This window comes from Marinobacter sp. Arc7-DN-1 (genome assembly GCF_003441595.1).
In the GTDB taxonomy this organism is placed as follows: domain Bacteria; phylum Pseudomonadota; class Gammaproteobacteria; order Pseudomonadales; family Oleiphilaceae; genus Marinobacter; species Marinobacter metalliresistant.
The window spans coordinates 1,244,583-1,266,949 of sequence record NZ_CP031848.1; the positions used below are offsets into that span (position 1 = coordinate 1,244,583).

At 58.6% G+C, this 22,367-nt stretch carries 20 protein-coding genes; 12 read left to right on the forward strand and 8 right to left on the reverse strand.

Annotated elements, in window-relative coordinates:
- The first annotated feature begins 25 nt into the window (after positions 1-25).
- The 6 genes from hpf (at position 26) to yjgA (ending at position 4,241) form a co-directional block, all read left to right on the forward strand.
- Positions 26-334 carry a ribosome hibernation promoting factor gene (gene hpf, locus D0851_RS05805; protein ID WP_117617775.1) on the forward strand — a complete coding sequence of 103 codons (309 nt, stop codon included), beginning with the start codon at positions 26-28 and terminating at the stop codon, positions 332-334.
- 86 nt (positions 335-420) lie between these two features.
- A complete protein-coding gene (gene ptsN, locus D0851_RS05810) occupies positions 421-891 on the forward strand; it encodes a PTS IIA-like nitrogen regulatory protein PtsN (protein WP_117617776.1) in 471 nt (156 codons plus the stop codon).
- A gap of 27 nt (positions 892-918) precedes the next feature.
- Positions 919-1,803 (forward strand): RNase adapter RapZ, encoded by an 885-nt coding sequence (rapZ, locus tag D0851_RS05815; protein ID WP_117617777.1) that lies wholly within the window; start codon positions 919-921, stop codon positions 1,801-1,803.
- A gap of 7 nt (positions 1,804-1,810) precedes the next feature.
- Complete coding sequence (locus tag D0851_RS05820; protein WP_117617778.1) at positions 1,811-2,080, forward strand: HPr family phosphocarrier protein; 270 nt, start codon at positions 1,811-1,813, stop codon at positions 2,078-2,080.
- Between the two features lie 144 nt (positions 2,081-2,224).
- Positions 2,225-3,586: a magnesium transporter gene (gene mgtE, locus D0851_RS05825; RefSeq protein WP_117617779.1), complete on the forward strand. Its 1,362-nt coding sequence runs from the start codon at positions 2,225-2,227 to the stop codon at positions 3,584-3,586.
- 127 nt (positions 3,587-3,713) lie between these two features.
- Entirely contained in the window at positions 3,714-4,241 is a 528-nt protein-coding gene (gene yjgA, locus D0851_RS05830) for a ribosome biogenesis factor YjgA (RefSeq protein WP_117617780.1), read from the forward strand.
- Positions 4,242-4,310: 69 nt separating this feature from the next.
- On the opposite strand, the gene D0851_RS05835 is transcribed toward yjgA, so the two are convergent.
- From D0851_RS05835 to D0851_RS05865, 7 genes are all read right to left on the reverse strand, one after another.
- A complete protein-coding gene (locus tag D0851_RS05835; RefSeq protein ID WP_117617781.1) occupies positions 4,311-5,156 on the reverse strand; it encodes a carbon-nitrogen hydrolase family protein in 846 nt (281 codons plus the stop codon).
- A 15-nt stretch (positions 5,157-5,171) separates the two neighbouring features.
- Entirely contained in the window at positions 5,172-8,924 is a 3,753-nt protein-coding gene (locus D0851_RS05840) for a YhdP family protein (RefSeq protein WP_117617782.1), read from the reverse strand.
- A 40-nt stretch (positions 8,925-8,964) separates the two neighbouring features.
- Complete coding sequence (rng, locus tag D0851_RS05845; protein ID WP_117617783.1) at positions 8,965-10,446, reverse strand: ribonuclease G; 1,482 nt, start codon at positions 10,444-10,446, stop codon at positions 8,965-8,967.
- The gene (locus D0851_RS05850) at positions 10,443-11,048 is read right to left on the reverse strand and encodes a Maf family protein (RefSeq protein ID WP_117617784.1); all 606 of its coding nucleotides are present in this window, start codon (positions 11,046-11,048) and stop codon (positions 10,443-10,445) included. Before D0851_RS05850 ends, rng begins: the two co-directional genes overlap by 4 nt.
- Positions 11,049-11,050: 2 nt before the next feature.
- Positions 11,051-11,527, reverse strand: coding sequence for a rod shape-determining protein MreD (mreD, locus tag D0851_RS05855; protein WP_117617785.1), 477 nt, complete (start codon positions 11,525-11,527; stop codon positions 11,051-11,053).
- Entirely contained in the window at positions 11,527-12,357 is an 831-nt protein-coding gene (mreC, locus tag D0851_RS05860; RefSeq protein ID WP_413773547.1) for a rod shape-determining protein MreC, read from the reverse strand. Before mreC ends, mreD begins: the two co-directional genes overlap by 1 nt.
- A 95-nt stretch (positions 12,358-12,452) precedes the next feature.
- Positions 12,453-13,493 carry a rod shape-determining protein gene (locus D0851_RS05865; RefSeq protein ID WP_070973515.1) on the reverse strand — a complete coding sequence of 347 codons (1,041 nt, stop codon included), beginning with the start codon at positions 13,491-13,493 and terminating at the stop codon, positions 12,453-12,455.
- A gap of 372 nt (positions 13,494-13,865) precedes the next feature.
- Between D0851_RS05865 and gatC the strand changes: the two genes are divergently transcribed.
- Genes gatC through gatB form a run of 3 tightly spaced genes read left to right on the forward strand, consistent with a single transcriptional unit; the run spans position 13,866 to position 17,138 of the window.
- Positions 13,866-14,153: an Asp-tRNA(Asn)/Glu-tRNA(Gln) amidotransferase subunit GatC gene (gene gatC / locus D0851_RS05870; protein ID WP_117617787.1), complete on the forward strand. Its 288-nt coding sequence runs from the start codon at positions 13,866-13,868 to the stop codon at positions 14,151-14,153.
- Positions 14,154-14,194: 41 nt separating this feature from the next.
- A complete protein-coding gene (gene gatA / locus D0851_RS05875; protein ID WP_117617788.1) occupies positions 14,195-15,652 on the forward strand; it encodes an Asp-tRNA(Asn)/Glu-tRNA(Gln) amidotransferase subunit GatA in 1,458 nt (485 codons plus the stop codon).
- 34 nt (positions 15,653-15,686) lie between these two features.
- On the forward strand, positions 15,687-17,138 hold the full coding sequence (gatB, locus tag D0851_RS05880; RefSeq protein ID WP_117617789.1) for an Asp-tRNA(Asn)/Glu-tRNA(Gln) amidotransferase subunit GatB: 1,452 nt from the start codon (positions 15,687-15,689) through the stop codon (positions 17,136-17,138).
- A 394-nt stretch (positions 17,139-17,532) separates the two neighbouring features.
- Here gatB and rimO read toward each other — a convergent pair whose 3' ends face one another.
- Positions 17,533-18,885: a 30S ribosomal protein S12 methylthiotransferase RimO gene (gene rimO, locus D0851_RS05885; RefSeq protein ID WP_117617790.1), complete on the reverse strand. Its 1,353-nt coding sequence runs from the start codon at positions 18,883-18,885 to the stop codon at positions 17,533-17,535.
- A gap of 327 nt (positions 18,886-19,212) precedes the next feature.
- Here rimO and D0851_RS05890 point away from each other — a divergent pair, with 327 nt between their 5' ends.
- From D0851_RS05890 to cysN, 3 genes are all read left to right on the forward strand, one after another.
- Entirely contained in the window at positions 19,213-19,623 is a 411-nt protein-coding gene (locus D0851_RS05890) for a PilZ domain-containing protein (protein WP_117620302.1), read from the forward strand.
- 161 nt (positions 19,624-19,784) lie between these two features.
- Positions 19,785-20,693, forward strand: a complete 909-nt coding sequence (gene cysD / locus D0851_RS05895) for a sulfate adenylyltransferase subunit CysD (RefSeq protein ID WP_117617791.1) — start codon at positions 19,785-19,787, stop codon at positions 20,691-20,693.
- A gap of 1 nt (position 20,694) precedes the next feature.
- Complete coding sequence (gene cysN, locus D0851_RS05900; protein WP_117617792.1) at positions 20,695-22,353, forward strand: sulfate adenylyltransferase subunit CysN; 1,659 nt, start codon at positions 20,695-20,697, stop codon at positions 22,351-22,353.
- Positions 22,354-22,367: the final 14 nt, after the last annotated feature.

Below are 22,367 nucleotides of genomic sequence, written 5' to 3' on the forward strand. Positions count from 1 at the left end.
GGAACGATGACAACAGGAGACGCCTATGCAACTCAATATTTCAGGCCATCACGTAGAACTGACTCCCGCACTGAAGGATTATGTTTCAGAGAAGTTCCAGAAGCTCGAGCGTCACTTTGACCACATCAGCAACTGCCAGGTAACCCTGGAAGTGGAGAAGGTGCGCCAGATTGCGGAAGCCACGCTGCACGTGGTTGGTGGTGAGATTCACGCAAAGGCAGAAAATGAGGATATGTACGCAGCCATCGATGTCCTGATCGACAAGCTGGACCGCCAGATTCTCAAACACAAGGAAAAGAATGTAGACCGGATGCACGGAAACGGCTCTCGCTAACTGGCTGTTTTCATGCAAGTCATCCAATCGAGCTGCGACACGGCTGACGTGTCGCAGCCTTTTTTTAACGGAAATGCAGTCGATCCATGAGCGACACATCCCTGACCATAGACAACATACTTGCACCGGAGCTCACCCTCTGTCGGGTGTCGGCATCCAGCAAGAAGCGGGCTCTGGAGTTTATTGCCGAGCAGATAAACCTCCAGGACAATACGCTCAGCGAAACCCAGATATTCAATAACCTGATCTCACGGGAGCGTCTGGGCAGCACCGGTATTGGCCAGGGAATTGCCATCCCGCACTGCCGCCTGGAAGGCCTGGATCATGTGGTGGGCGTACTGATGACGCTGGAAGAAAGCGTCGAGTTCGACGCCATCGACAATCAGCCGGTAGATCTGATCTTCGCCCTGGTCGTGCCCAAGGAGGCCACCAGCGAACACCTGGAACTGCTCAGCCAGCTGGCGGAAAAATTCAATGAGCGGTCGTTCTGTGATCGCCTGCGGCAATGCGAGGACGCCAGCACCCTGTACGAGCGCATGACCGCCTCAAGCGGATGACATTCATTGCAGTGGAGGTACGTGGTCATGAAGCTGATTATCGTCAGTGGCAGGTCCGGATCGGGCAAGAGTACCGCACTTCATGTTCTGGAAGATCTGGGCTTCTATTGCATAGACAACCTCCCGATCGGCCTGCTTTTCCCCCTTACCCGGGAAGCCGCCAGCCAGACAAAACCGGGCCGCCTCGGCAAGATGGCCGTGAGCATTGACGCCCGTAACCTTTCCGGAGAACTGGCCAACTTCGAAGAGATCTACCGCCGCCTCCAGGAAACAGGGGTGACCGTTGAGATCATCTTCCTGGATGCCGACGAACAGTCCCTGCTGCAGCGTTTCCACGCGACTCGCCGAAAGCACCCCCTGAGCGATGACAAGACCTCGCTGCGGGAAGCCATCACCAGTGAAAAGAAGCTTCTTGAACCGCTGTCCAAGCTCTCCGACCTGTATGTGAACACCACCGGCATGTCCATGTACGAACTCCGGGATATGGTGAAGCAGCGGGTTGTCGGCAGGAAGGAGCAGGAACTGGCCCTGCTGTTCCAGTCGTTTGGCTTCAAGCACGGTGTACCGCTGGATTCGGACTATGTCTTCGACGTTCGGTGTCTGCCTAACCCTTACTGGGATACCAGCCTTCGGAAGTATGTGGGCACCGATCAGCCGGTGATCGAATTTCTTGAAAAGGAACCGGCGAGCCGAAAGATGATCGATGACCTCAAGGCTTTCCTGGACACCTGGTTACCCTCCTTCGCGGACAGCAACCGCAGCTACATGACCATCTCCATCGGCTGTACCGGAGGCCAGCACCGCTCTGTGTATGTGTGCGAGCAGCTGGGCGAGTACTTCCGGCAGCGCTACAACAACGTCCAGGTGCGCCACACCGAGCTGCCACATTTGCAGACACGGGAAGAGATCTGATCAGCCCATGATTCGCCGCCCGATTACCATTATCAACAAACTGGGGTTGCACGCCCGTGCCACCGCCAAGCTGGTTGCCACAGCCTCCGAATTCGACAGCAGCGTGAGAATTGCTGGCAAGGGCCGGGATGTGGACGCCAAAAACATCATGCAAGTGATGATGCTGGCCGCCAGCAAAGGTACGGATGTTGAGCTCATTGCTGAAGGACCCGACGAGGAGCAGGCCATTGATGCGCTGGTCGAACTCATCAACGATTATTTTGGCGAGGGCGGTTAAAACGGGGTCAGATGAAAACGGGGTCAGATGAAAGTTCATCTGACCCCGTTTTCATCTGACCCCGGTTTGATCTCCTGCAACTCGCACTCACCGATAACGGCTAACTCCGCTATAATAAAGGCGTTTTCTGATGCTGGGTGATTCATGACCGATATTCTGGAAAAAAGCCAGGCCCGCCAGCGCCTTCGCTCCCTGAGTGAAGCCCTGGACAGCGGCGCACTGAAGCAGGTTGCACGCATCCTGAACGGTGGCCTGAGTCCCAGCGACATTGCTCACCTGCTGGAATCTTCGCCGCCCCGGCAGCGTGCCCTGTTGTGGAACCTGGTCGACAAGCAGCTGGAAGGGGAAGTCCTCCAGTACCTGAGCGACGATATTCGCAGTTATTTCCTGAGCCAGCTGAACGCCCAGGAACTGGCGGACATTATCGAGGATTTCGAGTCGGACGATCTGGCCGACTTGCTGCAGCAACTGCCGGACACGGTGATCCAGGAAGTTCTGGACACCATGGACGAGCAGGACCGCCAACGTGTGGAAGAGGTCCTTTCCTACCCGGAGGACACCGCTGGCGGCCTGATGAACACGGACACCATCACGGTGCGCCCGGACATCAGCATTGACGTTGTTCTTCGTTACCTTCGCCGGCACCGTACCTTGCCACCAATGACCGATAGCCTGATTGTGGTCAGCCGGCGCGATGAATTCATCGGCATGCTGCCGATCACCAAGATGCTGGTGTCCAACCCTGCCGCGACCGTGCGGGAAGTCATGGACACCGACATCGAGCCAATTCCCGTTAGCCTCTCCGACACCAAGGTCGCGACACTGTTCGAGCGCTATGATCTGATCTCGGCGCCGGTGGTGAACGACGAGGGCCGGTTGCTGGGCCGGATCACCATCGATGACGTGGTTGACGTTATCCGTGAGGATGCGGATCACTCGCTGATGAGTATGGCCGGCCTGGATGAAGACGAAGATACCTTTGCTCCGGTCTGGAAAACCACGCGCCGCCGGGCGGTATGGCTCGGGATTAACCTGATTACCGCGCTTACGGCATCCGCAGTGATCGGTCTGTTTGAGGACACCATCGCCAAGGTGGTGGCGCTTGCGGTACTGATGCCGATCGTTGCCAGCATGGGCGGCATTGCCGGCAGCCAGACCCTGACCCTGGTCATCCGGGGCATGGCCGTCGGGCAGATCAGCGGCGCCAACGTTGGCTGGCTGCTGAGCCGGGAGTTTCTCTCCGGCATAATTAACGGGCTGCTCTGGGCGGCGGTGGTCGCAGGTGCTGCCATGCTCTGGTTCCAGGAGGTGCTGATTGGAGCCATCATTGCCGCCGCCCTGGTGATCAATCTTGTTGCAGCGGCACTGGTGGGCACGGTGCTGCCGCTGTTTCTCAAATCGCGTAATATCGACCCGGCCCTAGCTGGTAGCGTGATACTGACAACCGTGACGGATGTGGTTGGATTCATGGCCTTTCTTGGCCTGGCGACCATTTTCTACGCCTGATAGGAGAACATGGGGTCAGATGAAAGCTTTCATCTGACCCCGACTTTACGATTTTCTACGCCTGATGGGCGAACATGGGGTCGGATGAAAGCTTTCATCTGACCCCGACTTTACGGCTACTGGATTTATGAAAGACAACCACGACAACGAAACACCAGAATACGACGGCCCCAGCAAGTCCCAGCTCAAGCGGGAAATGCACGCGCTGCAGGACCTGGGCAAGCGGATGCTTGACCTGACCAACGATCAGCTGGAAACCCTGCCGATCAGCGATAGCCTGAGGGCTGCCATCGAGGAATCCCGACGCATCCGCCAGAATGAGGCCAAGCGACGGCACCTCCAGTACATCGGCAAGATCATTCGCCAGGAGGACGACCCGGAGGCTCTGGAAAAAGCCATCGATGCGTTTGACGCCGGCAGTGAGGAACACACCCGCAGACACCACCTGGCCGAACGCTGGCGCGACCGGATGATTGCCGGGGGCGATTCGGTGGTGGGGGAATTCTTCAGCTACTGCCCGGGGGCGGACATGCAGCATCTGCGCAACCTGGCCCGGAACGCCCGAAAGGATGTCGAAAAACAGAAAAACACCGGGCAGTCCCGGAAATTGTTCCGTTATCTTCGGGAGTGCATCGACGACGCTGAAGCTGTGTGAACATGGGGTCAGATGAAAATGGGGTCAGATGAACTTTTCATCTGACCCCATTTTCATCTGACCCCGTTTTCAGCCTTTAAGGCGCCGGTGCTCCCATACCGGCATTCGGGTACGGAGGTTGGTAATCTGCTCCGGGTCGAGCTCCGCGGCGACCACACCCGGACCCTCGCCCATTTCAGTCACTACCCGGCCCCATGGATCGCAGATCAGGCTGTGGCCGTAGGTCTGGCGCCGTTCACTGTTCTGACCACCCTGCCCGGCGGCCACCACCCAGACCTGGTTTTCGATGGCCCGTGCCCTGATCAATGGGTGCCAGTGGGCATCGCCGGTTTGCCAGGTGAATGCACTCGGCAGGCATATCCAGTCGGCCTCCTGCTCCCTCAGTGCCCTGAACAGCTCCGGGAAGCGCAGATCGTAGCAGATGGCGAGGCCCAGCCTTCCCGCCGGCGTGTCCACGGTAACGACCTGCTCCCCCGGCTCAAAGGTGTCGGACTCACGATACTGGCCATGGGCGTCTTCAACCATGGCATCGAACAGATGGATCTTGTCATAACGGGCAACCTCCGTTCCCTGGCCATCAAACACCAGGCAGGTTGCACGGACCCGGGCCTCGATATCTGAACCATCCGGGCGTTGCGCCAGCGGCATCGAGCCGCCAACAATCCAGATCCCGAGCTTTCGGGCCTGTTCCGCCAGAAAGGCCCGTATCACCGGTTCAGGGCCGGCTTCCTTGCGGCCACAATCAACCATCTGGCTGGTTGCCAAGACCGCAAAATTTTCCGGCAGCACCGCAACCCCGGCCCCCTGTCCTGCGGCCTCCGCCAGCAGTCGCTCCGCTTCGGCCAGGTTGGCCCGGATATCATGGCTGCTTACCATCTGAATGGCCGCGACCTGACTGGAAACATGCTTGCTCATAACAGTCTCCTGTTCTTATTGACCGGTGTCGAATACCCGCTGCAAATTCACTTTCGGCTCATCCCATGTGCCTGTAACACTGTAGGTTGCACTGGTGAGCTTGCTCAGAGGATCGCCCAGAATCTTGTCCAGCACAAACAGGGCACCACCAATGGGTGCACCGGCTCCCATCAGCAGTGCCGCCAGGGGCAGATTCTGGGTCAGGGGCAACACAACCACCAACCGCATATTTAGCTGCTCACTGGCCATATTGCTGGTTCCACTGAGTTTGAAGGCACCGGAGGGGCCCACCACCTGAAGTTCGGGATCCATCGTCAGCAAGCCGTTGATGATCTGAGCCTTGCCAGAAATTGCATCGAATGCCACGCCTCGCTCGTACAGATCGGAAAAATCGAGCTTGAGCCGCCGCCACAGCGTGTCCGAGTTCAGAAGATTGAAAACGCGGAACAACTGGGCGCTATTGTTACGCTCAAGAATCACGCCCTTATCCAGTCTCAGACTGACCGAGCCATTGAGTTCCGCTATCGAGAATTCATCCGGACGACCGGGCCAGTCCAGATCCAGTTGAATGTTGGTGGCCTCGTTGGTAACCGGCATGTCGGTGTCGAACAGGTTATTCAGGTCTGCCAGAGCACCACCGGTAATGGATCCCCAAAACCGGCTTGTCTCCTGCTCGCCAACGATGCTCCAGGCCATGTTACCCGTCAGCGTCAGGGAGTTTAACCGCCCCTCTATGTCATTGACGTTGAGCCGGTAGGGCTCGGGACGAAGCCGGAAGGCCCAGCCACCCAATGAATCAGTGTTCAGCTGGAGATCGGCGATAGTTACGTCAATGTCTGGCCAGTTGCCCATATCCAGGGCCCGGAACGCTTCGAGCTGTTTCTTCAGGGTGAGCAAATCCGCGGACTCCTTCGCAACTCCTTCACCGCGCATTAGCTGCAGTACCTCAAAATCCACCATTATCGTATCGCCATTGTCCGGGATCAGCACCTGCCCCTTCGCGCGCTTTGAGGTGGTTGTGACAACCCAGCGGTCGCCGAGATCCAGGGCATTGATGTCAATATCGGTCAGCACCTGGTTCCCGAGATAGAGATGGTCCAGGCGAAGGTCAAATCCGGTATCCTTCCACAACAGATCGAATGCCAGCCGGTTTTCCCATTCTCCGGTGACGCCCAGGCCTCCGGCAGCCGAGGGTTTAATGACCGCTCTGAGGGGCGCCACGTCGCCAGCGGGCTTTGACAACGGCTCCGGCCAGTCGACGGCCAGGTCTTCGAGGCTGGAGCGCACCCGGATGCCGGAAGTCGAATCCGCCCCCACATCCAGTTCGGCGATGTAGGACACCCTTCCCTGGAGGCCGAAACCGGCGTTCGCCGAAAGCCCCGCGCGGGCAAAAACACCCGGCACCGGAAGTTCTCCGGATTGGCGAATACTGAGAGCGTCCCCTGACCGGGCGCGACTGAACTCTATGGTGACCGGTTCACCGAAGAATTTCGCCGCCAGTGGGCCGCCGAAAACCCCGTCTTCGCTGTGGTAGGTCAGTTCGCCCCGGACACCCTCCCAGGCCAGACTGGCGGCGGGGTAGGCAACCGAACCGTCATCAACAGCAATGTTGGCCTCAACCAAGGGGGGTTGCCCCGAACCAAGCGGCAGATCAATACCGAGGGCGAGCTGGTACTGGCCACCGTACTGCAATTTGCGGGCTTCGCTTCCGGCCATTTCCCCCAGAGGGCTGTTGTCCATCCAGTAACCCACCGACTCTCCGGGTACCCTTGCCGATGTATCCACCCTGACCCGGGCGTTTTCCCCGGGAATGACCCTGACTGAACTCGGATTCAGGTTCAGCCCCCCGGTCTCACCAGCGTCGAGCCTGACCAGCGTGTTGCCGTTGTGAACCTCCACCCGGCCCCGGGCAGAGCGAACCTCCGGCCAGTTTTCGTCATAGCGAACGGTGGCCTGGTCGAACTGGTAAACCATAGAGGAAACGAAGGAGCCCTGCGGAGCATCAGAGCCTATCTGGCCATGACCGTAGTAGGTTCCGGAGGTGATATCCGCTTCGAGGATGGCGGTTGTCAGCCAGTCGTACAATCCGTGGCTGACCGCTTTGACCGGAACAAAATCGGCCAGCATTTCGGCGGTGCCGTTTTTCAGCGACACCCTGAGACCAAGGTTGTCCTCGCCCTCGCGGTCCAGCTTCAGGTCAAACGCACCCTCGATTTCCGTGCTCTCGTTGTAGACCATACGGACACTATCGGAGAATACCCGGGTGATGGGGCCATCCAGTTGCCAGGCGACCTGGCCCTCAAACACCGGGAATGACCAGGCGCTGCCATACAATTCAGGAAACTCGAGGCTTACGGGTGTCTCCCCGGCCGCAACCTGAACATAGCCGTTATGTCTGTCCAGAAAGATAGAACCGTTAACAGACGTGACCCCGGGTGCCCCGCCGTAGGCCCGGACACTGGCATCCCGGAGCTGGCCCGAAAGCTCGAATTTCTCCGGAGACTGGTCAGGCAGGTACACTTCAAGCTGGTCAAGGAATCCGCCAGGGCGATAATTGCGCAGAGCTCTCAGCGCCCATTCCGGCAGGATCGGAAGTCTCGCGGCAAGGCGGCGGGTGGGTGCAAGCGGCAGCGCATCGGCGATCACCGACATACCGCCTTCCGAAGGCGCCAGGCGCAGATTGAACGGGGAAACCACGTCACCATTCCAGGTCCACTGGAGCTGTTTGATATGCCATTCCCCCAGGGCGAAGGAGTCGGACCCGCTCAGTTTCTCATCGGTCATAACGCTATGGTGACGACGCCAGCCAAATCGCGCGCGAATGTCTTCCAGAGGCGCAAGTGACTCATGCCCCACACCCAGTTGCAGGTACGGCGTCCGGACCCTGCCCGTCACCTGCTGCAGCAGACCGTTCCGGAACGTCAGCCAGGCCTCACCCCCGAGATCAAACCCTTCCACCCGAAGTGTTTGCCACTGGTATTCGTCGATCAGGCCGTCAAACAGCCGGCCGGAGTCCACATCGAGATAGAGCTGGCCCGTGAAATCTCCCCGGAAGAAGTGCTGCCCCACCAGGGCGAAGCTGGCGAGTTGCTGGGTAGTGCCCGATTGCATGGCCCGGCCGGAGGCATGGAACAGTCCGCGGCGATAGTCCAGATCCAGCTGGGGAATATAAAGATGGCGACGATTGCCCTGACTGTCCCGGATACCAAGATCTACCCGGGTGATCTTTACGTAGGGATCAGACAGCCAGTTGCCTGCAAGCTCCAGCCACTCGTGGATCTGGCGACTGACCGGTTCCGGGATCTCGGCACCCCGGACAACCACATCGCCGCCCTGCTCCTGGTTAACTGTCAGTTCCAGGCCGTCTGCCTCAAAGTCCTCAAAGACAATTTTCAATCGCAGCAGGGAGGCCAGGGCATCAAACCGGATATTGAGGTACTGCAGGTTCGCCACAACAACACCGGTTTCAGTATTACTGATCCGGATATCACGGGCGGAAAAGGAAGGATCAAGCCAGTACCAGCGGGAGGAAAGACTGCCAATACTGACGTTGTGCCCCAGTCGGTCAGAAAGTTCGCTAGCCAGATCGTCACGAAAGCTGTCAACATTCCGGGTCAGCTGGCGCCCCAGGCCGGCATAGAGGGCAAATAGCACCAGCACGACCAACAGCAACCACCAGATCAGGCTGGCAAGGCGTGCTACCAGCCGAACCGGAGGGCTCTCTGGCAGGTTCTCCGGAAGCGGCGGCTGGTGATCGGTGGAGGACATCCGGGCACCTTACTCCACAACCCGGCAGATTGCCCCGGGGTCAGAGCAAAACGACATCGTACTGCTCCTGGCTGTAAAACGGCTCTACCTGGAAACGAATGGTTTTGCTGATAAAAGTCTCCAGATCGGCCACGTTGTCCGATTCTTCATCCAGCAGGCGGTCGACCACACTCTGTGATGCCATGACCAGGTAACTCTCGGCATCGTAGGCGCGGTTGACCCGGAGAATCTCCCGGAAGATCTCGTAGCACACGGTCTCGGTGGTTTTGAGGAATCCGCGGCCGTCACAGATCGGGCAGGGCTCGCACAGCACCTGGCCGAGACTCTCCGTGGTGCGCTTGCGGGTCATCTCTACCAGACCCAGTTCCGATACGCCGGTAATCTTGGTTTTGGCGTGATCGCGCTCCAGCATTTTTTCCAGCATGCGGTGCACCTGACGCTGGTGTTCGGGATCTTCCATGTCGATAAAATCAATAATGATGATGCCACCGAGATTTCGCAAACGCAGCTGGCGGCTGATGGCGCGGGCGGCCTCGAGATTGGTTTTGAAGATGGTTTCTTCCAGATTCCTGTGGCCCACAAACGCACCGGTATTGATATCAATGGTGGTCATGGCCTCGGTCTGATCAATGATCACGTACCCGCCGGACTTGAGCTGGACCTTGCGGCTCAGGGCTTTCTGGATCTCGTCTTCCACCGAGTAGAGATCGAATATGGGCCGTTCTCCCGGATAATACTCAACCTTGTCGGAAAACTCCGACACGAACTCATCCACAAACTCCATCACCCGTTGGTGGCTCTCACGGCTGTCGATGCGGACTTTCTCGGTCTGGGGCCGGATCAGATCCCGGATGGTACGAATGAACAGGGGCAGATCCTGGTAGACTACCGCCGGTGCCTGAACGCGGGAAATCCGCTCATGGATGGACTGACTCAACCGGTGCAGATAGGTCATGTCGCCAATCAGGTCTTCCGGTGATGCCGCCTCGGCAGCGGTCCGGATGATGTAGCCACCCCGGACGTCCGGGTCCTCTGCAGCGGCTTCCCCGATCAGCGTTTTGAGGCGTGCCCGCTCGTTATCGTCCTCGATCCTCTGGGAAATACCCACATGACTGACACCGGGCATGAACACCAGGTATCGGGACGGGATGGAGAGCTGGGTTGTCAGCCGCGCGCCCTTGGTGCCAATCGGGTCTTTGGTGACCTGAACGACCAGCGACTGGCCCTCACGAAGCAGGCTGCGAATGTCCGGAACGGTTTTCGGGGTATCGGCCGGATCATCGCCATTGGACTGGCTCGGAACCACATCGGAGGCATGAATAAACGCCGCCCGTTCCAGACCAATATCGACGAACGCGGCTTCCATACCCGGCAACACCCGCACCACCTTGCCCTTGTAAATGTTCCCGACAATCCCTTTTCTGCTGGTGCGCTCAATATAGGCTTCCTGCAGCATGCCGTTCTCGACCAGCGCCACGCGGGTTTCCACGGGCGTGACGTTGATCAGGATCTCTTCACTCATGATGTTTGGCTCTCCAGACTGCGCGGCCAGTTTTTCCAGACCGGGTAACCGGCATCTGCCAGTAATGCTGCTGTTTCCTGCAGCGGCAATCCAACCACGGCACTGTAGCTACCCCGAAGTTCATTGACAAAAATACCACCAAGCCCCTGAATTCCATAACTCCCGGCCTTGTCCATTGGTTCACCGCTGGCAACATAGGCGTCAATTTCGTTTGCAGACAATGCCCTGAACCGGACTTCGGTTACCACAAGCCGGGAATGGCATACGCCACCACAAGCCAGTGCCACAGCGGTCATCACCTGATGGGTAGCACCGGAGAGCCGGGCCAGGGTCGCCCTGGCCTCGCCGGCGCCGGAGGGTTTACCGAGGATGACACGATCAAGAACCACGGACGTATCCGAGCCCAGTACCAGGCATTCCGGAGATGATTGTGCCACCAACAGCGCCTTCTCCCTGGCCAGCCGCTCCACATAGTGTTCCGGCGTTTCGCGAGGCTCCGGCGTTTCATCGATATCCGCCGGACGAACAGAAAAACTCAGGCCGATTTGCTGCAACAGCTCTGCCCGGCGTGGCGAAGCCGAGGCAAGAATGATTGGTGACATGGCTAACCCAGTTTGCGGTTAATGTTGTCCAGCAGAATGGAGAATACCGGCCATACCAGGGCGCTGGTCAGAGCCGGCCAGAGATAACTGAATCCGGCAGTCTCGCCACCAAGCAGCTGCTTCAGGAAATGCACCAGCATCTGGTTGATCCCGAGCAACAGGAACACCATCAGGCACTGCTGGGGAATCGGATACATGCGAAGGCGCTGGTGGATGGTAAGCACCAGGAAGGCAGTCAGAGCCATGGCCATGGCATTCACACCGAGGGGGGTCGCCTCAAGGACATCCAGCAGCAGCCCGAGACACCAGGCCAGCAGAATACCGAACTGGGCCGGTGCCCGGAACGTCCAGTAGAAAACGACCAACCCCAGCCACTCAGGACGGAACTCGAACCAGCCAACGGGGAACAGGGAAATACTGAAAACCAGGGCGACAATCACAGACAGTACGAAAACCGGATAGCTGATTACCGACAGCATCAGTCCTGCCCTCCCTGCACGGCGTCTGCCTCAGCGTTAGCGGCGGGCTCGCCTTCAACGGCCTCACCTTCGGTCGATAACGGTCCGTCCGGTGGAAACACCACCAGCACCAGACGGCTCTGGTTTAGTTGCGCTTTCGGCGTTGCCTCTATGGAGATGAACGGCTCACCCGGCTCCTTGGTAATACGGCTTACTTCTGCCACCGGGTAGCCCCGGGGGAACCGGCCACCGAGACCGGAACTTACCAGAAGATCGCCTTCCCGGATGTCTGCGGTGTCTGGCACATGGACCAGATCAAGGGTATCGCTATCGCCGGTGCCCAGCAGGATAGCCCGCAATCCGTTGCGGACCACTTCCACCGGAACGGCGTGGCTGCTGTCAGACACCAGCAGTACTCGAGACGTTAACTGACTGCTCTGCACCACCTGCCCCATCAAGCCGTGAGCATCCAGAATGGCCTGGCCTGGCACGAGGCCATCGCGCCGACCCTTGTTGATAATGACTTCATGGGAGAATGGGTCCGGAGAGACACCCACCACCTCGCCCACGATGACGCGGTCGTCCAGCACCTCGGAGGAGTTCATCAGGCGGCGCAGTTCGTTGTTTTCAGAGGCAAGGGCCGCGTATTTCAGGGCGCGCCGTTCCAGGATCAGCAAGCGGGCCCGGAGGTCTTCGTTTTCCTGCTGCAGGTCTTTCTTGTTTTCAAACAGCCCTGCCACCCAATCGGTGAATTCATAGGGTGCATTGCCGAGCCAGTACACCGGAGCCAGACCTGTGGCGAGGGTGCTGCGCACGGTTGAGAGCTTGTCGAAACGCGCATCGGCAACCACCAGGGCTGCCGATACGAGAAGAACAATGAGGAGCCTGAAGCCAGGAACAGGCCCCTCGACGAAGATGGTTTTAATGTCGAGCCCTCCCCACAGGATTATCCCTCCTGGGAGAACATTCCGATGCCACCCCGGTCAATCACTTCCAGCGCCTTGCCGCCACCCCGGGCGACGCAGGTCAGCGGGTCTTCAGCGATGATTACCGGCAGGCCGGTTTCCTCGCTGATCAGCTTGTCCAGCCCGCGAAGCAGTGCGCCGCCGCCGGTCAGAACGATACCGCGCTCGGCGATGTCGGAGGCCAGTTCGGGCGGCGACTGCTCAAGGGCGCTCTTAACGGTCTGGACGATCTGGGCCAGGGATTCCTGCAGGGCATCGAGGATTTCCTCGCTGTTCAGGGTAAAGGCCCTGGGCACGCCTTCTGCAAGGTTGCGACCGCGCACGTCGATTTCGCGGATTTCGAGACCTTCGTAGGCGCAGCCGATTTCATGCTTGATGCGCTCGGCGGTGGAATCGCCGATCAGGCTGCCGTAGTTGCGGCGCACGTAGGTCACGATGGCCTCATCGAACTTGTCGCCGCCTACCCGGACAGACTCGGCATAGACAATGCCGTTCAGAGAGATGATGGCGATCTCGGTGGTGCCACCGCCGATGTCCACAATCATGGAGCCGCTGGCTTCTTCCACCGGAAGCCCGGCGCCAATGGCCGCGGCCATGGGCTCTTCAATCAGGAACACTTCGCGGGCGCCGGCGCCGAGGGCGGATTCACGGATGGCCTTGCGCTCTACCTGGGTGGATTTGCTGGGTACGCAGACCAGTACCCGCGGGCTCGGGGTAATGAAGCTGTTTTCATGCACCTTGTGGATAAAATGCTGGAGCATTTTTTCGGTGACGACAAAATCTGCAATCACGCCGTCTTTCATGGGGCGGATGGCGGTGATGTTGCCGGGGGTACGGCCCAGCATGCGTTTGGCTTCTGCGCCGACGGCGGCGACCATTTTCTGGGAACCACTGGTGCGAATGGCCACAACGGAGGGCTCGTTCAGAACGATTCCGCGCTCACGGACGTAAATAAGGGTGTTGGCGGTGCCCAGGTCGATGGACAGGTCGCTTGAGAATAAGCCTCGGAGTCTTTTTATCAACATTCGTGTAGTTTCAACCTGAGAGTTGCAGTCGCAGAGAAAAGATGCGGCAACTTTAGCAGTGAGCACCCCGGCAGGCAAGGCGCGAACGGGCCTCACGCCTTACGGTTCACACATTTACCTTATGGGCTGGGGCCTCCCGCGATTGTTCGAATCTGTTACCATGTCGCTTTAATTTTTTGGCTTGGGTGAAGGGCCGCTCGGAGATCTCCTTTCAAAACACGCTACGAGCACATCCATGTGCGCTTGTTTCGGGCCGTCCATGGCCCTCAACAGTTTTGAAAGGAGATCTCCGACCGACCCCGAACTTCAGAACCGCCCTCAACTTCTTAAGATTTATTAACGACATTTCATTTACCTGGGAGGCAATGCGTGACCATTTCCCGCAAGGACATCGAGAAAGTCGCTGTGCTCGCCCGCATTCGCGTGGACGAGGAGCAGGTTTCGGCTCTGGAGAAGGATCTGGGCAATATCCTGGATCTGGTGGATCAGTTGGCTGCGGCCGATACCGACTCGGTTGAACCCATGGCCCATCCGCTGAATGCGGTCCAGCGCCTGCGGGCCGATGAGGTGACCGAGACCAATCAGCGGGAGGCGTTCCAGGCGATTGCGCCGGCCACCGAGAACGGGCTTTATCTGGTTCCCAGAGTCATTGAGTGAGCCATTGAGTGATCTGACGAACAGCGATTTCAGGATTCATCATGCATAACAAATCCGTAGCAGAGCTTTCCCGGGAACTGGAGAGCGGCCAGGTTTCCAGCGTTGAGCTGACCCAGCAGTTTCTCGACCGCATCAAGCAGGAAGATGGCAAGTACAACAGTTTTATTACCGTCACCGGGGAGCAGGCGCTGGCCGATGCCCGGGCGGCGGATGAGCAGCGGGCGACTGGGAATGCGACGCCCTGGACAGGGGTGCCGTTTGCCCACAAGGATATTTTCTGTACCAACGGCGTTCGTACCACCTGTGGTTCGAAAATGCTGGAGAATTTTGTTCCGCCCTACGATGCAACGGTCACCGCGAATTTCCGCCAGGCCGGGGCCGTGTGCCTGGGCAAGACCAACATGGATGAGTTCGCCATGGGGTCGTCCACCGAGTCCAGCTATTTTGGCGCGACCACCAACCCCTGGCGTTTGGGCCAGGGTGAAAAGCGGGTGCCAGGCGGTTCTTCCGGGGGCTCCGCGGCGGCGGTGGCGGCGCGGCTGGTGCCGGCGGCTACCGCAACGGACACCGGCGGCTCGATTCGTCAGCCGGCGGCGCTGTGTGGCGTGACCGGGCTGAAGCCGACCTATGGGCGGGTGTCCCGGTACGGGATGATTGCTTTTGCCTCCAGCCTCGACCAGGGCGGTACGATTGCCCGAAGCGCAGAGGACAACGCTCTGATGCTGAATGTGATGGCGGGGTTCGATCCGAAGGACTCCACCTCGCTGGACCGTGAAGTTCCGGATTACACCGCCACGCTGAACGAGCCGTTAAAAGGTCTGAAGATCGGTTTGCCGAAAGAGTACTTCAGTGACCAGCTCAGCCCGGCGATGGAGCAACAAGTTCGCAATGCGGTAAAGGAATACGAGAAGCTGGGCGCGACAGTGAAAGAGGTGTCCCTGCCCAACGCCAAACTGGCGATAGCGGCCTATTACGTGATTGCGCCGGCGGAAGCCTCCGCCAACCTGTCCCGTTTTGACGGGGTGCGTTACGGCTACCGCTGCGAAGATCCGAAGGATCTGATGGATCTGTATACCCGCACCCGTGCTGAAGGCTTTGGCACCGAGGTAAAACGCCGGATCCTGGTGGGCACCTACGCGCTGTCCGCCGGGTATTTCGATGCCTACTACCTGAAGGCCCAGAAGGTGCGCCGGCTGATCCAGCAGGATTTCATCAATGCCTTCAGGGAAGTGGATGTGCTGATGAGCCCGACCACGCCCTCCCCGGCGTTCATTCAGGGCGAGAAAACCAGCGACCCGGTCACCATGTACCTGGAAGACGTGTTCACCATCGCCATCAACCTGGCGGGCATTCCAGCCATGTCGGTGCCGGCGGGTTTCGTGGATGGTCTGCCGGTGGGCCTGCAGATCATCGGGGATTATTTCTCCGAGGCGCGTTTGCTGAACGCCGCCCATCAATTCCAGCAGGTGACCGACTGGCACCAGCGTGAACCGCAATAAGCCCGGGACAGGCCCCATACAGGAGAGAGCAACTATGCAGTGGGACATTGTGATCGGGCTGGAAATTCACGTTCAGCTCGCCACCCGAACCAAGATCTTTTCCGGCTCCAGCACCGCCTACGGCGCCGAGCCCAACACCCAGGCCAACGCCGTTGACCTGGCCATGCCCGGCACCCTGCCCGTGCCCAACGAGCAGGCCTTCCGCTACGCGGTGATGTTTGGCCTGGCGGTGAACGCCGAGATTGAACGCCGCTCGGTGTTCGAACGGAAAAACTATTTCTACCCGGATCTGCCGAAGGGCTACCAGACCACCCAGCTGGAGCGTCCGATCGTCGGCCCCGGCTACGTGGACATTGATCTGGCCAACGGTGAGACCCGGCGCGTGCGCATTCACCACGCTCACCTGGAAGAAGACGCCGGCAAATCCCTCCATGAGGATTTCCACGGCATGACCGGCGTGGATCTCAACCGGGCCGGCACGCCACTGATCGAAGTGGTCACCGAACCGGATATGAATAATGCCGAGGAAGCCGTGGCGTTCGCCAAGAAACTGCACGGCATTGTAACCTCGCTGGGTATCTGCGATGGCGACATGTCCCAGGGCTCCATGCGCTTCGACGTGAACATCTCCCTGAAGCCAAAAGGCTCGGACACCCTCGGCACCCGCACCGAAACCAAGAACCTGAACTCATTCCGATTCATGGAACAGGCCATTGCCCACGAAGTGGAACGACAGATGGACATCCTGGAAGACGGCGGCAGAATTGTGCAGGAAACCCGCCTGTACAATGGCGACCGGGACAAATCCCGCTCGATGCGCACCAAGGAAGAAGCCAACGACTACCGCTACTTCCCCTGCCCGGACCTGCTGCCGGTGGAAATTGATGACTCGTTCATTAGCGAAGCCCGCAACCGCCTCCCGGAACTGCCGGATGCACGGAAGGCACGGTTCAAGGACCAGTACGGCCTGAACGACTACGACGCCGGCCTGCTCAGCGGCGACTCCAAACTGGCCACGTTCTTCGAGGAAGCCGCCAGCCACGGCAAAGACGCCAAGCTGGTCGCCAACTGGATCCAGGGCGAATTTTCCGCCCGCCTGAATGCCGAGGAGAAGACCGTTGCCGACTCCCCCATCACCGGCGCCCAGTTGGGTGACCTGGTGGTGCGGATTGCCGATAACACGGTTTCCTCTGCTGGCGCAAAGAAGGTGTTTGAAGCGCTGTGGTCTGGCGAAAACGACAACGTGGACGCGATCATCGACGCCAAGGGCCTGAAGCAGGTGTCTGACACCGGTGCGCTGGAAGCCATGGTAGACGAGGTGCTGGCCGGGATGCCGGATCAGGTGGCCCAGTATCAGCAGGAATCCGATCCCAAGAAACAGAAGAAGATGCTTGGCGGGTTTATGGGGCCTCTAATGAAGGCCTCCAAGGGTCAGGGAAATCCCAAGCTGTTTAACGAGATTCTGGTTCGCAAGCTTGGGGGGTAAGCCTTGGGCTTTGGGTCGTGGTTTTTTGGCTGCGGCCCTAGCCTTCTTTTCCTGGAGTTAACGCACGGGAGGGTGGAGCCTTCCAAAACACGCTCCTTGCGGCACGTCCATGTGACGCTTGAGCTCCGCCATCCATGGCTCCGCACAGTTTTGGAAGGCTCCACCCTCCCGCGCTGTTAAACTTCTCAGCTATAGTCTGCTGTCCGACCTACCTTTATTCCTGTCGACTATATCCGAGCTTTCTGACGCGTTGGTGAGAGGCTTCTCCCAAAAATGTTGGAGGCCAAGGATGGCCGGAAACAAGCGCACATGGACGTGCTCGTAGCGGTTTTTGGGAGAAGCCTCTCACCAACGCCTCCCCCGAAACCATCAGGCTAGGTGCCCACCCCAAAGGCTACCGAACAAGCCGGGCCCAAAGATCATGCTCATCGGCATGCTCAACCACGGCCTGAACAATCTCACCGGGCACAAGATCCGTCTCATCGTTTAGGTAGACCATCCCGTCAATCTCCGGCGCATCGGCTTTGGAACGGCCAATGGCGCCTTCTTCGTCCACTTCGTCGATCAGAACGTCGATGGTCTGGCCGATCCCGGCCTGCAGGCGGGCGGCGGAAATCTTAGCCTGTTTTTCCATGAAGCGGGCCAGGCGCGCTTCTTTCACTTCCTCAGGCACCGCACCTTCCAGTTCGTTGGCCTTGGCACCTTCCACCGGGCTGTATTTGAACGCGCCCACGCGGTCCAGCTGGGCTTCGTCGAGCCAGTCCAGCAGGTACTGGAAATCTTCCTCGGTTTCGCCGGGGAAGCCGACGATAAACGTTGAGCGGATGGTCAGTTCCGGGCAGATGTCCCGCCACCTGCGTATGCGCTCCAGGGTTTTGCTGTCGTGGGCCGGGCGTTTCATGGCCCTGAGGACTTTCGGGCTGGCGTGCTGGAACGGGATATCCAGGTACGGCAGGATCTTGCCTTCGGCCATCAGCGGGATGATGTCGTCCACATGGGGATAGGGATACACATAGTGCAAACGCACCCACACGCCCATTTCACCCAGGGCCTCGCACAGCGACTGCATTTTGGTTTTCAGCGGGCGGCCCTGCCAGAAGCCGGTGCGGTATTTGGTATCGACACCATACGCAGAAGTGTCCTGGGAAATCACCAGCAGTTCCTTGACGCCGGCATCCACCAGGCGCTGGGCTTCGTCCATCACATCGCCGATGGGCCGGCTGACCAGATCGCCGCGCATGGAGGGGATGATGCAGAAGGTGCAGCGGTGGTTGCAGCCCTCGGAAATTTTCAGATAGGCATAATGCCTCGGGGTCAGTTTGATGCCCTGGGGCGGGACCAGATCGGTGAACGGATCGTGTTGCTTTTTCTGGGGCACGAACTGGTGAACCGCACCGACCACTTCTTCATAGGCATGAGGACCGGAAACCGCCAGAACGCCGGGGTGGGTCTCGCGGATCTTGTCGGCTTCGACACCCATGCAGCCGGTGACGATGACTTTCCCGTTTTCACTGATGGCCTCGCCAATAGCATCCAGGGATTCCTGCTTGGCAGCATCAATAAAGCCACAGGTATTCACCACCACGATATCGGCGTCGTCATAGGTGGAGACTACGTTATACCCATCGAGCCGGAGTTGGGTGAGGATACGCTCTGAGTCCACGAGGGCCTTGGGGCAGCCAAGGCTGATAAAGCCGACCTTGCCATTACCGGTTTCTGTAGCGGGGTTCTGGGTGTTGTCTGTCATAAAAAGCTTGGAATTCCCGGAGCTCAGTGAAAGCCCACACATGAATGAAGGCCGGCATTTTACACCAGCCACGGTGCCGCCTGCAGCAAAACCTGTAACATAAGACCGGCCGGCATTTCCGGTGGCTAATACTGACAGGCGTCAATTTTTGTGACGCTTCGTTCAGAAAGGTTTAATAAAACTGCCACAATAAGCGTCAGGCTTCTTGCTGATCACAAAGTAAACAACTACACTTTCATGCGCTTATCATGAGTTTAAGTGTTTTTCTGGAAGGGATTTATGGGAAAGGCAGCCTCATTCGAAACCAGACACGCCAGAAGAGTCAACATGAAACCTGTCGCCGCCAAACTGAATCTGCGCAACCAGCAACGGGTGGACGTAGCCACCGACATCACCCTTGAAAAACCGAACGGCTGCTGCCTTACCTGTTCGATCTCCAATCTTTCACGCACCGGCGTGATGATTTCCTGCAATCAGGCAACGGTGAAGCAGTTGATTCCAGAGCAAAAGGCGCCTGCTCCCGGCAACTGGGTTGCCGTCAAAGCCCGGTTCTCGGTGCCCGTCGTTGCCACGCAACCGGTCTCCATCGTTGCAGACGGCAATATCGTTCATATGCGCCGGATTGCCAGAGATGAATTCCAGCTGGGCATCCAGTTCGCCGAGTTCGAGGGCAACGGCTTCGACTATGTCGACCGCTACGTTGCCAAACTACTGGCCGACTCCTGCAATCCAGCCTGAGCCCAAACACCCGTTTTTCGAAAGCCCTGCGCCCGCCACCTGCTATATTGTTATAGCGCCAATGTCTAGTTGACCGTCTTCTTATGCCCTTGCTGGCTCTGGTATAGTTGCGCTATCAATTCGCATAGCAACAACGGCCCGCACGGCGGCAACGGATTACCATGACCACATACAACCTCACGCATCTGAAACAGCTGGAAGCGGAAAGCATCCACATCATCCGGGAAGTCGCAGCCGAGTTCGACAACCCGGTGATGCTGTATTCCATCGGCAAGGACTCCGCGGTAATGCTGCACCTGGCCCGCAAGGCCTTTTATCCGGGTAAACCGCCCTTCCCTCTCATGCACGTGGACACCACCTGGAAATTCCGGGATATGATCGACTTCCGGGACCGCAAGGTGAAGGAATACGGTCTGGACCTGATCGTTCACAAGAACGAGGACGGCATCAAACAGGGCATTGGCCCATTCACTCACGGCAGTGCCAAGCACACCGACGTAATGAAAACCCAGGCCCTCAAGCAAGCCCTGGACAAGTACAAGTTTGATGCGGCGTTCGGCGGCGCCCGCCGGGACGAAGAAAAATCCCGTGCCAAGGAGCGTGTCTATTCCTTCCGCGACGAATACCACCGCTGGGACCCCAAGAACCAACGTCCTGAACTCTGGAACATCTACAACGGCAAGATCAACAAGGGCGAAAGCATTCGGGTATTCCCGCTGTCCAACTGGACCGAGCTGGATATCTGGCAGTACATCTACCTGGAAAATATCGAGATCGTTCCCCTTTACTACTCCGCGGTGCGCCCGGTGGTTGAGCGCGACGGCACCCTGATCATGGTGGACGATGACCGAATGCCGCTGAAAGAGGGCGAGAAGCCGATGATGAAATCCATCCGCTTCCGCACCCTCGGCTGCTACCCGTTAACCGGCGCCATTGAATCCGAAGCCACCACGTTGCCGGAGATCATCCAGGAAATGCTGCTGGCCACCAGTTCCGAGCGTCAGGGTCGCGTTATCGACCATGATTCAGCCGGCTCCATGGAACAGAAAAAGCGGGAAGGGTACTTCTAAGATGTCACACCAGTCTGATCTGATTGCGGAAGATATTCAGGCCTACCTGAAACAGCACGAAAACAAGGAACTCCTGCGCCTGCTCACCTGCGGCAGCGTGGACGACGGCAAGAGCACGCTGATTGGTCGCCTGCTGCATGACACCAAGATGATCTATGAAGATCACATGGCCAGCCTGAAAACCGACAGTGCCAAGATGGGGACTACCGGCGAAAAGCTGGACCTGGCCCTGCTGGTGGACGGCCTGCAGGCGGAGCGCGAACAGGGCATCACCATTGATGTGGCCTACCGGTATTTTTCCACCGACAAGCGCAAGTTCATCATCGCCGACACCCCGGGCCATGAGCAGTACACCCGCAACATGGCCACCGGCGCGTCCACGGCGCAGGTTGCGATCCTGATGATCGATGCCCGCCACGGTGTGCTGACCCAGACCCGCCGGCATTCCTACATTGCATCGCTGCTGGGTATCCGCCACATTGTGGTCGCCATCAACAAGATGGATCTGGTGGATTTCAGCGAAGAGCGCTTCAACGAGATCCGGGACGACTATCTGGCGTTTGCCGCCAAACTGGGCCTGAAGGACATCCGCTTCGTGCCGATTTCCGCCCTGGAAGGCGATAACGTGGTGAACAAGAGCGAGCACACGCCCTGGTTCACCGGCCAGCCGCTGATGGAAATCCTGGAAACCGTGGAAGTCGGTCGGGACAAGAACCTGGAGCATTTCCGCTTCCCGGTTCAGTACGTAACCCGCCCGAACCTGAACTTTCGCGGCTTCTGCGGCACCATCGCCTCCGGCGTGATCCGCCCGGGCGAGAAAATCATGGCGCTGCCCTCCCGGCGCACCAGCACGGTGAAAGAGGTGGTAACCTTCGACGGCAACCTTGAAGAAGCCTATATCGACCAGGCGGTCACCCTCACGCTGACCGACGAAATCGACGTCAGCCGTGGCGACATGCTGGTAAAAGCGGAAGATGAGCCTGAAGTGGGCAACCGTTTCAACGCCAACATCGTGTGGATGACCGACGCGCCCCTGGAAACCGGCCGCCTGTATGACATCAAGCTGGGCCCCACCTTTACCTCCGGCACGGTGAAGAAGATTCACCATCAGACCGATGTAAACAGCCTGGAAAGGAACGAGAATCCTTCTGCCCTGCAACTGAATGAGATCGGCCTGTGCGAACTGACCCTGAACCAGCCGATTGCCTTTGATGCCTACCAGCGGAACCACGCCACCGGCAGCTTTATCGTGATCGACCGGCTGACCAACGTCACCATCGGTGCCGGTATGGTGGCGGGCCTGGCGGATGCTGGCGAATCCCTGGATCCGGTGTCCGTTGAAGAACGCGAACGCCGCCTGGCCCAGAAGCCTGCGATCATCGCGTGCAATGGCAAGCAGGCACCGGCCCTGGCATTGGCTCTGGAACGGGCGCTGTTTGATCAGGGTAAAACCACCATCGTGCTCAGCGAAGACAATGCCGGCAATGTTGATGATCGCCGCCGCTCCGCACAGGTCATCAGCGCCCACGGCGTCATCGCGATTGTGGCAAACCTCGGCTCGGACATCGCCTCGGCTTCCATCTGCGCAGACGACAGTGAAGAAATCGCAGGCGCGGTCAGCAAACTGGTGCAAGACCTGGTGCGCAACAAGCGAATCTGAGCCGAATGACGGAT

What these genes read in the sequence shown, in the direction of transcription:
- hpf (WP_117617775.1), top strand. Translation starts at nt 26, where the DNA reads ATGCAACTCAATATTTCAGGCCATCACGTAGAACTGACTCCCGCACTG.
- ptsN (WP_117617776.1), top strand. Translation starts at nt 421, where the DNA reads ATGAGCGACACATCCCTGACCATAGACAACATACTTGCACCGGAGCTC.
- rapZ (WP_117617777.1), top strand. Translation starts at nt 919, where the DNA reads ATGAAGCTGATTATCGTCAGTGGCAGGTCCGGATCGGGCAAGAGTACC.
- D0851_RS05820 (WP_117617778.1), top strand. Translation starts at nt 1,811, where the DNA reads ATGATTCGCCGCCCGATTACCATTATCAACAAACTGGGGTTGCACGCC.
- mgtE (WP_117617779.1), top strand. Translation starts at nt 2,225, where the DNA reads ATGACCGATATTCTGGAAAAAAGCCAGGCCCGCCAGCGCCTTCGCTCC.
- yjgA (WP_117617780.1), top strand. Translation starts at nt 3,714, where the DNA reads ATGAAAGACAACCACGACAACGAAACACCAGAATACGACGGCCCCAGC.
- D0851_RS05835 (WP_117617781.1), bottom strand. Translation starts at nt 5,156, where the DNA reads ATGAGCAAGCATGTTTCCAGTCAGGTCGCGGCCATTCAGATGGTAAGC.
- D0851_RS05840 (WP_117617782.1), bottom strand. Translation starts at nt 8,924, where the DNA reads ATGTCCTCCACCGATCACCAGCCGCCGCTTCCGGAGAACCTGCCAGAG.
- rng (WP_117617783.1), bottom strand. Translation starts at nt 10,446, where the DNA reads ATGAGTGAAGAGATCCTGATCAACGTCACGCCCGTGGAAACCCGCGTG.
- D0851_RS05850 (WP_117617784.1), bottom strand. Translation starts at nt 11,048, where the DNA reads ATGTCACCAATCATTCTTGCCTCGGCTTCGCCACGCCGGGCAGAGCTG.
- mreD (WP_117617785.1), bottom strand. Translation starts at nt 11,527, where the DNA reads ATGCTGTCGGTAATCAGCTATCCGGTTTTCGTACTGTCTGTGATTGTC.
- gatA (WP_117617788.1), top strand. Translation starts at nt 14,195, where the DNA reads ATGCATAACAAATCCGTAGCAGAGCTTTCCCGGGAACTGGAGAGCGGC.
- gatB (WP_117617789.1), top strand. Translation starts at nt 15,687, where the DNA reads ATGCAGTGGGACATTGTGATCGGGCTGGAAATTCACGTTCAGCTCGCC.
- rimO (WP_117617790.1), bottom strand. Translation starts at nt 18,885, where the DNA reads ATGACAGACAACACCCAGAACCCCGCTACAGAAACCGGTAATGGCAAG.
- D0851_RS05890 (WP_117620302.1), top strand. Translation starts at nt 19,213, where the DNA reads ATGAAACCTGTCGCCGCCAAACTGAATCTGCGCAACCAGCAACGGGTG.
- cysD (WP_117617791.1), top strand. Translation starts at nt 19,785, where the DNA reads ATGACCACATACAACCTCACGCATCTGAAACAGCTGGAAGCGGAAAGC.
- cysN (WP_117617792.1), top strand. Translation starts at nt 20,695, where the DNA reads ATGTCACACCAGTCTGATCTGATTGCGGAAGATATTCAGGCCTACCTG.